The 14387-nt window shown below is 67.6% G+C and carries 12 protein-coding genes; 9 read left to right on the top strand and 3 right to left on the bottom strand.

Annotation, left to right across the window (positions count from 1 at the left end):
• Nucleotides 1–19 precede the first annotated feature (19 nt).
• Nucleotides 20–877 (bottom strand): SDR family oxidoreductase, encoded by an 858-nt coding sequence (locus G6N26_RS19325; protein ID WP_067173580.1) that lies wholly within the window; start codon nucleotides 875–877, stop codon nucleotides 20–22.
• Between the two features lie 113 nt (nucleotides 878–990).
• Between G6N26_RS19325 and G6N26_RS19320 the strand changes: the two genes are divergently transcribed.
• From G6N26_RS19320 to G6N26_RS19305, 4 genes are read left to right on the top strand one after another with little or no spacing between them, the layout of a single operon-like run.
• Nucleotides 991–2076, top strand: coding sequence for an NAD(P)H-dependent amine dehydrogenase family protein (locus G6N26_RS19320; protein ID WP_067173582.1), 1086 nt, complete (start codon nucleotides 991–993; stop codon nucleotides 2074–2076).
• Nucleotides 2073–2564 carry a VOC family protein gene (locus G6N26_RS19315; protein WP_067173241.1) on the top strand — a complete coding sequence of 164 codons (492 nt, stop codon included), beginning with the start codon at nucleotides 2073–2075 and terminating at the stop codon, nucleotides 2562–2564. The genes G6N26_RS19320 and G6N26_RS19315 overlap by 4 nt, the downstream gene beginning before the upstream one ends.
• Nucleotides 2561–3334, top strand: coding sequence for an SDR family NAD(P)-dependent oxidoreductase (locus G6N26_RS19310; protein WP_083016641.1), 774 nt, complete (start codon nucleotides 2561–2563; stop codon nucleotides 3332–3334). Before G6N26_RS19315 ends, G6N26_RS19310 begins: the two co-directional genes overlap by 4 nt.
• Nucleotides 3331–3939, top strand: coding sequence for a TetR/AcrR family transcriptional regulator (locus G6N26_RS19305; protein ID WP_067173245.1), 609 nt, complete (start codon nucleotides 3331–3333; stop codon nucleotides 3937–3939). The genes G6N26_RS19310 and G6N26_RS19305 overlap by 4 nt, the downstream gene beginning before the upstream one ends.
• Nucleotides 3940–3954: 15 nt before the next feature.
• Here the strand turns inward: G6N26_RS19305 and G6N26_RS19300 are convergent, their stop codons facing one another.
• Entirely contained in the window at nucleotides 3955–4935 is a 981-nt protein-coding gene (locus G6N26_RS19300; RefSeq protein ID WP_083016644.1) for a D-2-hydroxyacid dehydrogenase family protein, read from the bottom strand.
• Nucleotides 4936–5012: 77 nt separating this feature from the next.
• Between G6N26_RS19300 and G6N26_RS19295 the strand changes: the two genes are divergently transcribed.
• Nucleotides 5013–5897: a PfkB family carbohydrate kinase gene (locus G6N26_RS19295; protein WP_083016647.1), complete on the top strand. Its 885-nt coding sequence runs from the start codon at nucleotides 5013–5015 to the stop codon at nucleotides 5895–5897.
• On the opposite strand, the gene G6N26_RS19290 is transcribed toward G6N26_RS19295, so the two are convergent.
• Complete coding sequence (locus G6N26_RS19290) at nucleotides 5887–7320, bottom strand: short-chain fatty acyl-CoA regulator family protein (RefSeq protein ID WP_083016649.1); 1434 nt, start codon at nucleotides 7318–7320, stop codon at nucleotides 5887–5889. The genes G6N26_RS19295 and G6N26_RS19290 overlap by 11 nt on opposite strands.
• Before the next feature lie 110 nt (nucleotides 7321–7430).
• Between G6N26_RS19290 and prpD the strand changes: the two genes are divergently transcribed.
• Genes prpD through G6N26_RS19270 form a run of 4 tightly spaced genes read left to right on the top strand, consistent with a single transcriptional unit; the run spans nucleotide 7431 to nucleotide 14383 of the window.
• On the top strand, nucleotides 7431–8936 hold the full coding sequence (gene prpD / locus G6N26_RS19285; RefSeq protein ID WP_083016652.1) for a 2-methylcitrate dehydratase PrpD: 1506 nt from the start codon (nucleotides 7431–7433) through the stop codon (nucleotides 8934–8936).
• Nucleotides 8936–9838 carry a methylisocitrate lyase gene (gene prpB, locus G6N26_RS19280; protein WP_083016656.1) on the top strand — a complete coding sequence of 301 codons (903 nt, stop codon included), beginning with the start codon at nucleotides 8936–8938 and terminating at the stop codon, nucleotides 9836–9838. Before prpD ends, prpB begins: the two co-directional genes overlap by 1 nt.
• A gap of 28 nt (nucleotides 9839–9866) precedes the next feature.
• Nucleotides 9867–10994, top strand: coding sequence for a bifunctional 2-methylcitrate synthase/citrate synthase (locus G6N26_RS19275; protein WP_083016659.1), 1128 nt, complete (start codon nucleotides 9867–9869; stop codon nucleotides 10992–10994).
• A gap of 5 nt (nucleotides 10995–10999) precedes the next feature.
• Nucleotides 11000–14383, top strand: coding sequence for a pyruvate carboxylase (locus G6N26_RS19270; RefSeq protein ID WP_083016663.1), 3384 nt, complete (start codon nucleotides 11000–11002; stop codon nucleotides 14381–14383).
• Nucleotides 14384–14387 lie beyond the last annotated feature (4 nt).

The raw sequence follows: 14387 nt of genomic DNA, 5'->3' as shown, positions 1-14387 counted from the left end.
GGAAGCACGCCGACCGGGATCAGAGCAGGTCGGTGATCGTCTTCAGGCCCGCGTCGTACAGGACCCCGGGCAGCATCCCGCCGTCGCATTCGATGGTGGTGCCGTTGACGAAGTCGGCCTGCCCGCTCGCGAGGAACACGCAGACCCGCCCCACCTCCGCGGGCTCGCCGGCGCGGCGCAGGGGGACGGCGGCGAAGTACTTCTCGCCGGTCGGATCGTCCTTGGGCAGCACGAACGATCGGAAATTTTCGGTCATCGTCGGCCCCAGTGCCACGCAGTTGACGCGCACCTTCGGGCCCCACTCCTCGGCCAGTGATCGCGTGAGGTGGTTGAGCCCGCTTTTGGCCGCGCCGTAGGAGACCAGCGTCGGCGATCCCGCCGGATGTCCCGCACCGCTGGAAATGTTGATGATGGCGCCGACGCCGTCCTGGGTCTGCATCTGCCGGTAGGCGCGGATGGCGAACCACAGCGGGCTGATGAGGTTCATCTGCACCGCGAACGCATGGAAGAGCGCGGTGCGCGCGTACTCGTCGTCGCTGGCGGGTGCGCCCTGGATGCGTTGCACCAGTTCGGGAATGCCCTCGGCATGCGGCGCCGGAACGGTGCCGCCGGCGTTGTTGACCAGGATGTCGACCCGGCCGTGGGCGGCCACGACGTCCGCGACGAAGGAGTCGATCGAGCGATGGTCACCTTGGTCGCAGACCTTCTGGAAAGCGCGGGGCGCCCAGTCTTTTTCGATGCCGGGGAGGCCATCGAGCGGCGAACGGGAGCAGCCGATTACCGTCGCGCCCGCCCGCAGCAGCTCGTGGGCGATGCCGACGCCCACGCCGCGGCTGGTGCCGGTCACGATCGCGATCTTCCCGTCGAGGACGCTCATCAACAGACCTTTCCCGAACCGCCGATCATTGACAGTCACTGTCAGCAAGTCATAGCCTGCCATTTTGTTCGTCGATGTGTAAAGGCCGCGCACTGCCGTCCGGGAGGTCAATGATGAGTAGCCCGTCCAAGCTTCGTGTCATCCAGTGGGCCACCGGGGGTGTGGGTAAGGCGGCGATCCAGTGCGTCCTCAATCACCCGCAGCTGGAACTCGTCGGGTGCTGGGTGCACAGCGCGGACAAGAACGGGGTCGACGTCGGGCGGATCATCGGCACGCAGGACCTGGGTGTCACCGCGACCACCAGCATTGACGAGGTGCTGGCGCTGGACGCCGACTGCGTCATGTACAGCCCGCTGATACCCAACGACGACGAGGTCATCGCGATCCTGCGGTCCGGCAAGAATGTCGTCACACCGGTTGGGTGGGTCTATCCCGATCCGGCCAACCCCCGTCACCAGGCCGTCGCCGACGCCGCGGCGGAAAGCGGTGTGACGCTGCATGGTTCGGGGATCCATCCCGGGGGGATCACGGAGCGATTCCCGCTCATGGTGTCCTCGCTGTCGTCCGCGATCACGCACGTGCGCGCCGAGGAGTTCTCCGACATCCGCACCTACAACGCACCCGACGTGGTGCGCCACATCATGGGGTTCGGCGGCACCCCGGAGGAAGCCACCCAAGGACCGATGGCCGGGCTGCTCGACGGGGGCTTCAAACAGTCGGTGCGAATGATCGCCGACCACATGGGATTTCGCATCGACCCCAACATAAGAACCATCCAGGACGTCGCCGTGGCGACCGCCGAGATCGACTACGACCCGTTCCCGATCACCGTCGGAACCGTGGCGGCGCGCCGCTTCCGCTGGCAAGCGCTGGTCGATGGCGAGCCGGTCATCACCGCCGCGGTCAACTGGCTGATGGGTGAGGAAAACCTCGATCCCGCCTGGGATTTCGGGGGGCGTGGCGAACGCTTCGAGGTCGAGATCACCGGGGACCCCGACGTGAACCTGACCTTCAAGGGGCTGCAGCCGGAGACGATCGCCGAAGGGCTGATCAAGAATCCGGGCGTCGTGGTCACCGCCAACCACTGCATCAACGCCGTTCCCGACGTCTGCGCCGCGGAACCGGGCATCAAGACCTACCTCGACCTGCCGTTGTTCGCCGGCCGGCCGGGCCCGAACCTCGCGGCGGGCACGCCATGATCCTCGGCGACGTGTCGTTCTGCCACCTCGTCGTCGGCGTCACCGACATGGACCGCGCGCTGGCGTTCTACCGGGATGTCCTCGGCATGGACGTGGTCTTCGAAACGCTCATCTCCGGAGAGCCCTTCGACGCGGTGTTGCACGCGACCCGCAAGCAGGAGGGCCGCGTCGTCGGCGGCCTGCTGGGTGGGCTGATGATCGAGCTGCTGTCGATCGGCGCCACGCCGACCGAACACAAACAGCGACGGGGCATCACGGGGATCCACAACGTCTCGCTGTCGGTGACCGACCTCGACGACACCCATCGCCGCATCGTCTCCGCCGGTTACACCCCCGACCAGGAGCCCTTCGAGATCGGCGGTGTCCGAATGTTTTTCGTCAAGGATCCCGACGGGACGCCGGTGGAGTTCATCGAACTGCCCAACGGGGCACGGAGCACCTACGAGATGCACCGCGGCGTACAACTGCAGATGGGACCCGCCGAATGAGCTACAGCCACCCCGATTCGATGCGCGGGCACGTCGCGATCGTCACCGGCGCCGCCCAGGGCGTCGGCAAGGGCGTCGCCACCGCGCTGCTCGAGCGCGGCGCGGCCGTGCTGCTGGTCGACATCCAAGAGCAAGCCCTCGCGGCGACCACCGCCGAACTCGAGGCGATCGGGACGGTGGAACGGCTCGTCGCCGACCTGCGCGACCCCGACAGCGCACAGCGGATCGCGGCCGCGGCGATCGACGCCTTCGGCGCCGTGCATGGTCTGGTGAACAACGCGATCGCCACCAACGAGCCCAAGGCGTTCGTCGACATCACCACCGAAGACCTCGCGCTCGGCTACGACGTGGGCCCCCGGGCGACTTTCCTGCTCATGCAGGCCGTACACCCGCTGATGGTCAGACAGGGGGGCGGCTCGATCGTCAACCTCGGCTCCGGGACGGGCACGGGCGGCGAGCCCAAGTGGGGCGGGTACGCGGCCGCCAAGGAAGGCATCCGCGGACTGTCCAAGGTCGCGGCGCTCGAATGGGGACGCGACAACATCCGCGTCAACGTCATCTGCCCGTTCGCGGAGTCGGATGGCGTCAAATACTGGAAGTCCTTCGCGCCCAAGGAATACGAGAAGGCCGTCGGGCGCGTCCCGATGAAGCGCATCGGCGACGTACGCACGGACGTGGGCGCGCTGGTCGCGTTCCTGCTAGGCAGTGACGCGACGTTCATCACCGGGCAGACCATCCACGTGGACGGCGGGATCGGCAGCTTCCGGTGACCTCTCCCACCAGACCAGAGTCGCTTCGCGATCGGCAGCGCGCACAGATCCGCGCCGACATCCGGCGCGCGGCCTTCCGGCTGTTCGTCGAGCGTGGGTATGACGCGGTGACCACCGAAGAGATCGCCACGGCAGCAGGCGTTTCCCCGCGCACCTTCTTCCGTCACGTGCCGGCAAAAGAGGAGCTGCTGCTTGCGCCCGTGCGCTACGGCGGCGCCGCGATCGTCAATCTCCTCGAAGGCCGCCCGGCCGCCGAATCGCCCGACATCGCGCTGATCAACGCCATCATCACCCGCACCCGCTCGTTCGACCAGACCGACACCGAAGAATGGCGTGAGGCGCTGCTGGTAGTCCCCGACCTGCTCGACAAGGTCACGGTGCACCGGCCCGCCGACAAGGAGCGGGCCACCAAGCTCATCGCCGAGCGGATGGGCGTCGACCCGGCCGTCGACCTCCGTCCCGGCTTGCTCGTGCAAATCGCCTTCGCCGCAGCCGATTACGCCTTCCAGCAGTGGGTACGGCAATCCGGAAATCCCTGGCCGCTCGACCGCTACGTCACCGAGGCGCTCGACGCGGTCAAGAGTCCGCACTGGAAGCGGAAGTGACCGGGGACAGCGTCGCTACAACACCTCGGGGTTAGCGATCCGGATCGGCTTCCCGTCCAGCCAGGCCACCACTGACTCCACGGTGTCGGAGTAGAAGGCGCCGAGCATCTCGCGGGTGACGTACCCCAGGTGCGGAGACAGCGTCACATTCGGGAGCCGCCGCAACCGGTGATCACTGGGCAGGGGCTCGATGTCGTACACGTCCAGCCCGGCACCGGCGATACGCCCGGACTCCAACGCGGCCAGTAGGGCCGCCTCGTCGACGATCGGGCCTCTGGACGTGTTGATCAGGTAGGCGTGCGGCTTCATCGAAGCCAGCTCGGACGCACCGACCAGCCCCCGGGTGCGCTCGGAGAGCACCAGATGGATGGAGACCACGTCGGAGGCCTCGAACAGGACCGCCTTCTCCACCCGCCGGGCGCCCACGCTCGCGGCGGTGTCCTCGGTGAGATTCTGGCTCCACGCAATGACGTCCATGCCAAACGCCTTGGCATACTCCGCCATTCGCTTGCCGACCCGGCCCAGACCGAGCAGGCCGAGCGTCTTGCCCGCCAGCGTCATGCCCGCGGCGCTCTGCCAGCCGCCGTCGCGCATGTTGCGATGCTCTTCTGCCAGCCGGCGCACCGTTGCGATCATCAAGCCCCAGGCGAGTTCCGGCGTCGCATCGCGCATCGCCCTGAATCGGGGAAGCGCAAAATCGGAATGGGCGACCGCGACCCCGCGCTCGGTGGCCGCGCCCATGTCCAGGTTGGGCAGGCTCGTGCCGACGATGGTGATCAGCTTCAGGTTCGGCAGCCGCGCGATCAACGTCGACGGAAACGCCATCCGCTCGCGCAGGGTGCACACCACATCGAACGGCCGCAGCGCTTCGGCGGCCGCGCCTTCGGAGAGGTGGCGGTCGAAAACGGTTACGTCAGAGCGCATCTGCACCGGCGCCCAGTCGGCGACCTGCAAGGCCACCCCGGCGTAGTCGTCGAGTATCGCTACTTTGGGCACGCATTTTCCCCGATCGACGGCATGGCTCACTGGATCATTGCGTTGCCGCGCCCGTCAAGACCGGGCACTGTGTACCCATGGGCGTTGTGGTGATCGGCCAGATAGCGCGCGATCTGGTGCTGCGTACCGATGGGCCGCCGACGACCGACGATTCCGCCACGATCCTGCAGCGCAAGGAGTTGCTCGGCGGCAAGGGCGCCAATCAGGCGGTGGGCCTGGCGCAGCTGGGTGTACCGGTCGCGCTCATCGGGGTGGCCGGTGACGACGACGTCGGGGAGTCGGTACTGGCGCAGGCCCGGGGGGACGGCATCGACGTCGGCGGCGTTGCGCGTCGCGGCACCACAGCCCTGTTGATCGACGTGGTCCCAAAACCGGCGGAACGCATGCTCCTCGAAGACGTGCCGGAAAGCTCGCTGGTTCAGGTCGCCGACCTCGATCGGTCAGCCTCGTTGTTCGACACCGGCGATACCGTGTCCATTCAGCTGCAGCAGCCGCCGACCACCGCGTTGGAAGCGGCGCAACGCGCGCGGCGGCGGGGGCTGCGCGTGGTGGCTGACGGCGCGCCCGCCCCGCACGTTCGGGCCGACCTGCTCGCGGCGGTCGACGTGATCCGCGCCGACACCACGGAAGCCTCACTCATCGCGGGCCGCGAAATCACCACGGCGAAGCAGGCGTTCGAGCTGGCCGACAACCTGTTGACCTGCGGTCCGGGACTGGTTGCCATCGCGGTTCCGAAGGTCGGTGACCTCGTGTCGTGGCGCGGCGGCAGCCAGCTTTTCGAATTCGCCGACGTCGACGTGATGGACCCGACCGGCGCCGGCGACGCGTTCGTGGCCGGTCTGATCGCCGCGCTGCGTGATGGCGCCACACCGCCGGAGGCCGGCGAGCTGGCGGCCGCGGCCGCCAGCTCCACGGTCCAGCGCCTCGGCGGCCGGCCCGACCTCAGCGCGCTCAGGGCGTGATCGCCGGCGGATACGGCAGATCGGTGGTGCTGTGCGGGTCGACGTACACAGGGTGGCCGAGGTAGGGAAACGCGCGTTGCGGGCAGGCGGGCCGGTCGCAGATCTTGCAGCCGGCACCGATCGGCACGATCGACTCGGCGTCGGCCAAATCGATGCCGACCGAGTAGATCAACTTCTCCGCGTGCGCGATGTCGCATCCCAGTCCGATCGCGAAACTCTTGTCCGGGCCCAGGTATCGGCTCGGCTCCGTGGTGGTGGTCCGCGCCACCCAGAAGTAGGTGCGCTGGTCTGGCATCTGCGCGACTTGCGTCAAAAACTGGCCGGGCCGCGAAAACGCATGATGGACCACCCATAGCGGACAGTTGCCGCCGACGCGGGAGAAGTGAAAGGCGGTGGCGGACTGGCGCTTCGAGATGTTCCCGGCGCTGTCGGTGCGGACGAAGATGAACGGCACGCCCCGCGCGTTCGGGCGCTGCAGCGTGGACAGCCGGTGGCAGATGGTTTCGAAGCCCACCTCGAATCGCCTTGCCAGCTGGTCGATGTCGTAGCGGACGACCTCGGCCGCGTCGAGGAATCTCAGGTACGGCAGCAGCAGGGCGCCGGCGAAATAGTTGGCCAGCCCGATGCGCGCCACACCGCGGGCGTCGTCGCTGAGTTGGTCGTCGCCGGCGATGATCCCGGTGATCAACCCGGGCTGGGTGAGCAGGGCGATCTGGGTGGCGAGTTGAAAGGCACGCTGGCCCGGATGCAGCCACCGAGCCAGGTACACGGTTTTCGATTCGGGCGCGAACAGGCGCTTGGAGTTGGGATCCAACAGCTGACCGTCGTCGATCACCACCGAGACGCCGAGCTGTTCGGCGAGCAGTTCGGCGAGCTGACCGTCGAGTCCGCCGATTCGCAAGTGGTTCTTGGTGAACAGCTCTTCGGCCGCGAGGTCCAGTTCGCCGATGTAGTTCTTGCGGTCGTAGAAGAAATCGCGGACCTCTTCGAACGGCATGGGTTGCTGGGACAGCGACGACGCGTCCGAGACTTCCGAATTCGCGCGGCTGTGCAGGGCTTCCAGGTCCGCCGTCGTGTCGTGCAGCCGCCGGTGCAGGTTGACCAGGGTCTGGCCGATCGCGGGCATGCGGGCGACGAGCTCCTCGACCTGCCCCACCGTCGCGGGCGCCTCGGCGAGCACCTCCCGCAGGTCGGAAATCAGCCGGGCGTCGGACTCCGGTGCGAAGTACTGGCTCGGCAGGTCGAATCGTTCGGTGAGGGTGAGCAATACCGGAACGGTGATCGGGCGCTGGTCATTCTCCAGCTGGTTGACGTAACTGGTCGACAGCCCCAGGACGCGCGCCAGCGCCACCTGGGTCAGCCCCTGTTCCTCGCGCAGTCGCCGTAGCCGTGCGCCGGCGAACGTCTTCGCCACGGATGCCACCGTACGCCCAACCCCTTTCACAACATTCGCAAATCCAGGCGGATAAGGACACAAGATTACGCTCTTACAGGGGATTTACGGGGTCTCTAGCCCTGCGTACTGTGCGAGTTATGCGCATTCATGATGTTCGGACCCGTCGTAGCGCCGACGACTTCCCTCGTAGGGAACACCTGGCGTGGAAGATCGCCGAGGTCGCGGCCGATCCGGTCGCCGTGCCCGCCGAGGTCGAGGCGATGGTGATCAACCGCATCATCGACAACGCCGCGGTCTCGGCGGCCTCACTGGTGCGGCGGCCGGTGGCGGTCGCGCGGGCTCAGGCGCAGGCACATCCCGCCGTGGCCAAGGGCGCCAAGGTTTTCGGTATCGAGGGTGACTACTCCCCCGGGTGGGCGGCCTGGGCGAACGGCGTCGCGGTACGCGAATTGGATTTCCACGACACGTTTCTGGCCGCCGAGTACTCGCATCCGGGTGACAACATCCCCGCTCTGGTGGCGGTGGCGCAGCAGCTGGGGATCGGCGGTGCCGACCTGATCCGGGGCATCGCGACCGGCTATGAGATCCAGATCGACCTGGTCAAGGGAATCTGCTTGCACGAGCACAAGATTGACCACGTCGCCCACCTGGGTCCGTCGGTAGCCGCTGGGCTGGGCACGATGTTGGGCCTGGACAAGGAGACCATCTACTCTGCGATCGGGCAGGCGCTGCACCTGACGACGTCGACCCGGCAGTCGCGCAAGGGGCTGATCTCGAGCTGGAAGGCGTACGCGCCCGCCTGGGCGGGGAAGGTCGCCATCGAGGCCGTCGACCGCGCCATGCGCGGCGAGAGCGCGCCGGCCCCGATCTGGGAGGGCGAGGACGGCGTGATCGCCTGGCTGCTTTCGGGGCCCGAGCACACCTATCACGTCCCGCTGCCCGAGCCCGGCGAGCCCAAGCGGGCCATTCTGGACAGCTACACCAAGGAGCACTCGGCTGAGTATCAGAGTCAGGCGCTGATCGACTTGGCCCGCCGGATGCGCGAACGGATCGGCGATCTGGACCAGGTCGCGACGATCGTGCTGCATACCAGCCATCACACGCACTACGTGATCGGCACCGGCTCGGGCGATCCACAGAAGTTCGACCCGGACGCCTCCCGCGAGACGCTGGATCACTCGGTGATGTACATCTTCGCGGTCGCGCTGCAGGACGGCACCTGGCATCACGAGCGCTCGTATGCGCCGCAGCGGGCGCACCGGCCCGACACCGTCGAGCTGTGGCACAAGATCTCGACGGTCGAGGATCTTGAGTGGACGCGGCGCTACCACTCCGCGGATCCGGCGGAGAAGGCGTTCGGCGCGCGCGCCGAGGTCACCCTCAAAAACGGTGAGGTCATCGTCGACGAGATCGCCGTCGCCGACGCTCATCCGCTGGGAGCGCGGCCGTTCGAGCGCAAGCAGTACATCGGAAAGTTCACCGAGCTGGCCGAGGGCGTGGTCGCCGAAGCCGAACAGCGGCGGTTCTTGGCCGCGGCCGAAGCCCTTGCCGACCTGCAGGCGGGCGCCCTGGGCGCGCTCAACATCACGGTCAGTCCGCTGGTGCTCGACAAGGCGCCGACGATCCCGCCGGGGATCTTCTGATGAGTGGCCTGATCGCCGGCGCCGTGCCGGCCAGTGACAAGCGGGCGCGCTTCCGCGCCGCGCTGGAAAGTGGTCAGCTGCAACGGTTCCCGGGCGCCTTCTCACCGTTGGTGGCCAAACTCGTCGCAGAGCTCGGGTTCGACGGCGTGTACGTGTCCGGGGCGGCGCTCGCCGCCGACCTCGGCCTACCCGACATCGGCCTGACCACCCTGACCGAGGTCAGCGGGCGCGGCGCCCAGATCGCGGCCGTGACCGACCTGCCCACCCTGATCGACGCCGACACCGGCTTCGGCGAGCCGATGAACGCGGCGCGCACCGTGACGGTGCTCGAGGACGCCGGGTTGGCCGGCTGCCACCTGGAGGACCAGGAAAACCCCAAGCGCTGCGGGCATCTCGACGGCAAGGCCGTGGTGCCGCCCGGCGAGATGACCAAACGGCTGCGGGCCGCCGTCTCCGCGCGGCGCGACCCGAATTTCATCGTCTGCGCCCGCACCGATGCCGCCGGCATCGAGGGGGTGCCGTCGGCGATCGAACGCGCCAAGGCCTACGCCGACGCGGGTGCGGACCTGATCTTCACCGAAGCCCTGTACAGCCCAACGGAATTCGAGCGATTCCGCGCCGCGGTGGACACGCCGTTGCTGGCCAACATGACCGAGTTCGGCAAGTCGCCGCTGCTGACCGCGCAGCAGCTGTCCGACATCGGCTACAACGCGGTGATCTACCCGGTCACCACGCTGCGGCTGGCCATGCACGCCGTCGAGATCGGCCTTCGTGAAATCGCCGAGACGGGAACACAATCCGGGCTGACCGACCGGATGCAGCACCGCAGCCGGCTCTACGAATTGCTGCGCTACGCCGATTACAACCAATTCGATTCCGACGTCTACAACTTCGCGATTTGAAACTTCCGCCCCGCTAAGGAGTCCCGCCATGAGCACCGTCGAAGACAACAAGCCCCGCATCTACAAGGGCCTGGCCGGCGTCGTCGTCGACACCACCGCCATCTCCAAGGTCGTCCCGGAGACCAACTCCCTGACCTACCGCGGGTACGCCGTGCAGGACCTCGCGGCCACGTGCAGCTTCGAGCAGGTCGCCTACCTGCTGTGGCACGGCGAGCTCCCCGACGAGCAGCAGCTGGCGCTGTTCACCCAGCGGGAACGGGCGGCCCGGCGGCTGAGCCGGTCCCAGCTGTCGCTGTTGACCAAGTTGCCCGACACCTGCCACCCCATGGACGTGGTGCGCACCTTCATCAGCTCGATGGGCGCCGAAGACCCCGACGAGGATGACAGCAGCCCGGCGGCCAACTACGCCAAGGCGTTGCGGATGTTCGCGGTGCTGCCCACCATCGTCGCGGCCGACATGCGCCGCCGGCGCGGCCTGGAACCGATCGCGCCCCACAGCCACATGAGCTACGCCCAGAATTTCCTGCACATGTGCTTCGGCGACGTCCCCGAGCAGGTGATCGTCGACGCGTTCGAACAATCGATGGTGCTCTACGCCGAGCACAGCTTCAACGCCTCGACCTTCGCCGCGCGCGTGGTCACCTCGACCCAGTCCGATATCTACAGCGCGGTCACGGCCGCCATCGGTGCGCTCAAGGGCTCGCTGCACGGCGGCGCCAACGAAGCGGTCATGCACGACATGCTCGAAATCGCCCATGCCGAGCGGGCTTCGGAGTGGCTGCACGGCAAGCTCGAGCGCAAAGACAAGATCATGGGCTTCGGCCACCGCGTCTACAAGAACGGCGACTCCCGGGTGCCGACCATGAAGGAGGCGCTCAAGCGCGTCGCCGCGGCGCGTGGCGGCCAGAACTGGCTCGACATCTACGAAGTCCTGGAGAAAGGGATGGCGCAGGCCAATGGCATCAAACCGAACCTGGACTTTCCGACCGGCCCGGCCTACTACCTGATGGGCTTCGACATCGGGGCCTTCACGCCGATTTTCGTGATGAGCCGGATCACCGGATGGACGGCGCACATCATCGAGCAGACCGCGTCCAACGCGTTGATCCGTCCGCTGAGCGAGTATGTCGGACCGCCGCAGCGCGCTCTATCGTAAGTACCGTGTTGACGAAAGTCCTGGTCGCCAATCGCGGCGAGATCGCTATCCGCGCCTTCCGCGCCGCCTACGAGCTGGAACTGGCCACCGTGGCGGTCTACCCCTACGAGGACCGCAATTCGGTGCACCGGCTGAAGGCCGACGAGTCGTACCAGATCGGTGAGGAGGGCCACCCGGTCCGCGCCTACCTGTCGGTCGACGACATCGTCGCCACGGCGCAGGCCTGCGGGGCGGACGCAATCTACCCCGGCTACGGCTTCCTGTCCGAGAACCCGGACCTGGCGGCGGCGTGCGCGGCGGCGGACATCACGTTCGTCGGCCCGAGCGCCGACGTGCTCGAACTCACCGGCAACAAGTCGCGGGCGATCGCGGCGGCACGGGCGGCGGGCCTGCCGGTGCTGGCATCCTCGACGCCCTCGACGTCGGTGGACGAGCTGGTGACGGCCGCCGAGTCGATGACGTTTCCGCTGTTCGTCAAGGCGGTCGCCGGTGGCGGGGGTCGCGGGATGCGCCGGGTCAGCGACCCGGCGGCGCTGCCGGAGGCGATCGAGGCGGCCAGCCGGGAGGCCGAATCCGCTTTCGGGGATGCCTCGGTGTTTCTCGAGCAGGCGGTGATCAACCCGCGCCACATCGAGGTCCAGATCCTGGCGGACAATCACGGCAACGTGATCCACCTCTATGAACGGGATTGCAGTGTGCAGCGGCGCCACCAGAAGGTGATCGAGATCGCGCCCGCACCGAACCTGGATCCACAACTGCGCGAACGCATTTGCGCCGATGCGGTGGCGTTCGCGCAAAGCATCGGCTACACCTGCGCGGGCACGGTCGAATTCCTGCTCGACGAATGCGGCAACCACGTGTTCATCGAGATGAATCCCCGCATCCAGGTGGAGCACACGGTGACCGAGGAGATCACCGACGTCGACCTGGTGTCCGCCCAACTGCGGGTCGCGTCCGGGCAATCGCTGGAAGATATTGGCCTGCACCAGGATTCGATCGTCCCACACGGCGCGGCGCTGCAATGCCGCATCACCACCGAGGATCCGGCGAACGGCTTCCGCCCGGACACCGGCCGCATCACCGCCTACCGCACCCCGGGCGGCGCGGGAATCCGGCTCGACGGCGGCACGACCCTGGGCGCGGAGATCAGCGCGCATTTCGACTCGATGCTGATAAAGCTCAGTTGCCGGGGCCGCGACTTCCCCACCGCGGTGCGCCGGGCCCGGCGGGCGGTCGCGGAGTTCCGCATCCGTGGTGTGTCGACGAATATTCCCTTCCTGCAAGCGGTCCTGGACGATCCTGACTTTCAGGCTGGACGCATCACCACGTCGTTCATCGAGGAGCGCCCCCAGCTGCTCACGGCGCGCAGTTCGGCCGACCGCGGCACCAAAATCCTCAGCTACCTGGCCGACGTCACCGTCAACAAGCCGCACGGTGAACGACCGTCGACCGTGTACCCGCACGACAAGCTACCCGACATCGACCTGTCTACGGACCCGCCCGCGGGCTCCAAACAGCGTTTGACCGAACTCGGGCCCCAGCGATTCGCGGCCTGGCTCCGCGAGTCCGGCGGCGTCGCGGTCACGGATACGACGTTCCGTGATGCGCACCAGTCGCTGCTGGCAACCCGGGTCCGCACCAGCGGCCTGATCAAGGTCGCGCCCTACCTCGCGCGGACCATGCCGCAACTGTTGTCGGTGGAGTGCTGGGGCGGGGCGACTTATGATGTGGCGCTGCGGTTCTTGAAGGAGGATCCGTGGGAGCGGCTGGCGGCGCTGCGGGAGGCGATGCCCAACATCTGTCTGCAGATGCTGCTGCGCGGGCGCAACACCGTCGGCTACACGCCCTATCCGGAGACGGTGACGACGGCGTTCGTCGAGGAGGCGACGGCCACCGGCATCGACATCTTCCGGATCTTCGACGCATTGAACAACGTCGACTCGATGCGCCCGGCCATCGACGCGGTGCGCGACACCGGGGCGGCGGTGGCCGAGGTGGCGATGTCCTACACCGGTGATCTGTCCGATCCGGCCGAAAAGCTGTACACGCTCGACTATTACCTCAAGTTGGCCGAACAGATCGTCGATGCGGGCGCGCACGTCCTGGCGATCAAGGACATGGCCGGACTGTTGCGCGCGCCGGCCGCAGCGACGCTGGTCTCGGCGCTCAAATCGCGGTTCGACCTGCCGGTGCACGTGCACACCCACGACACCCCCGGCGGGCAACTGGCGAGCTACGTGGCTGCCTGGCACGCGGGGGCCGATGCCGTCGACGGTGCCGCCGCCCCGCTCGCCGGGACCACCAGCCAGCCCGCGCTGTCGTCGATCGTGGCCGCCGCGGCCAACACCGACTACGACACCGGGCTGTCGCTGCCGGCGGTATGCGACCTGGAGCCGTACTGGGAGGCGCTGCGAAAGGTATATGCGCCGTTCGAATCCGGGCTTCCGTCCCCGACGGGCCGCGTCTATCACCACGAAATCCCCGGTGGCCAATTGTCGAACCTGCGCCAGCAGGCCATCGCGCTGGGGCTCGGCGACCGGTTCGAGGATATCGAAAACGCCTACGCCGGCGCCGACGCCATCCTCGGGCACCTCGTCAAGGTCACGCCGTCGAGCAAGGTGGTCGGCGATCTGGCGCTGGCGCTGGTCGGAGCGGGCGTCAGCGCGCAGGACTTCGCCGACGATCCCGCCCGCTACGACATTCCGGATTCGGTCATCGGCTTCCTGCGCGGCGAACTCGGTGATCCGCCCGGTGGCTGGCCCGAACCGTTGCGTACCAAGGCATTAGATGGCCGCGGGCCGGCAAAGCCCGAACAGCAGCTGACGGGCGACGATGAGAAAGCGTTGGCCGCCCCGGGTACCGAGCGCCAGGCGGCGCTGAATCGGCTGCTGTTCCCCGGGCCGGCCAAAGAACTCGAGGACCACCGCGAGGCCTATGGCGACACTTCGGGATTGAGCGCGAACCAGTTCTTCTACGGATTGCGGCAGGGGGACGAGCATCGCGTGCAGCTGGAGCGCGGTGTGGAGTTGCTGATCGGGCTGGAGGCCATCTCCGATCCCGACGAACGCGGCATGCGCACGGTGATGTGCATCCTCAATGGTCAGCTGCGTCCCGTGGTGGTGCGCGACCGCAGCATCGCCAGTGACGTGCCGGCGGCCGAAAAGGCCGATCGCGCCAATCCCGACCACGTCGCCGCCCCGTTTGCCGGGGTCGTCACGGTCACCGCCGAGGTCGGCGACGAGGTCGAGGCCGGACAGACGATCGCGACAATCGAGGCGATGAAGATGGAGGCCGCCGTCACCACCGGCAAGGCCGGCAAGGTCGCGCGAATCGCGGTGTCGCACACCGCACAAGTCGAGGGCGGCGACCTCTTGGTGGTGATCGACTAGCGCT

Origin of the sequence: Mycobacterium marseillense (assembly GCF_010731675.1) — a bacterium.
GTDB classification, from domain to species: domain Bacteria; phylum Actinomycetota; class Actinomycetes; order Mycobacteriales; family Mycobacteriaceae; genus Mycobacterium; species Mycobacterium marseillense.
Note: the sequence above shows the minus strand (reverse complement) of the source record. Positions and strands in the feature narration are given on the sequence as shown.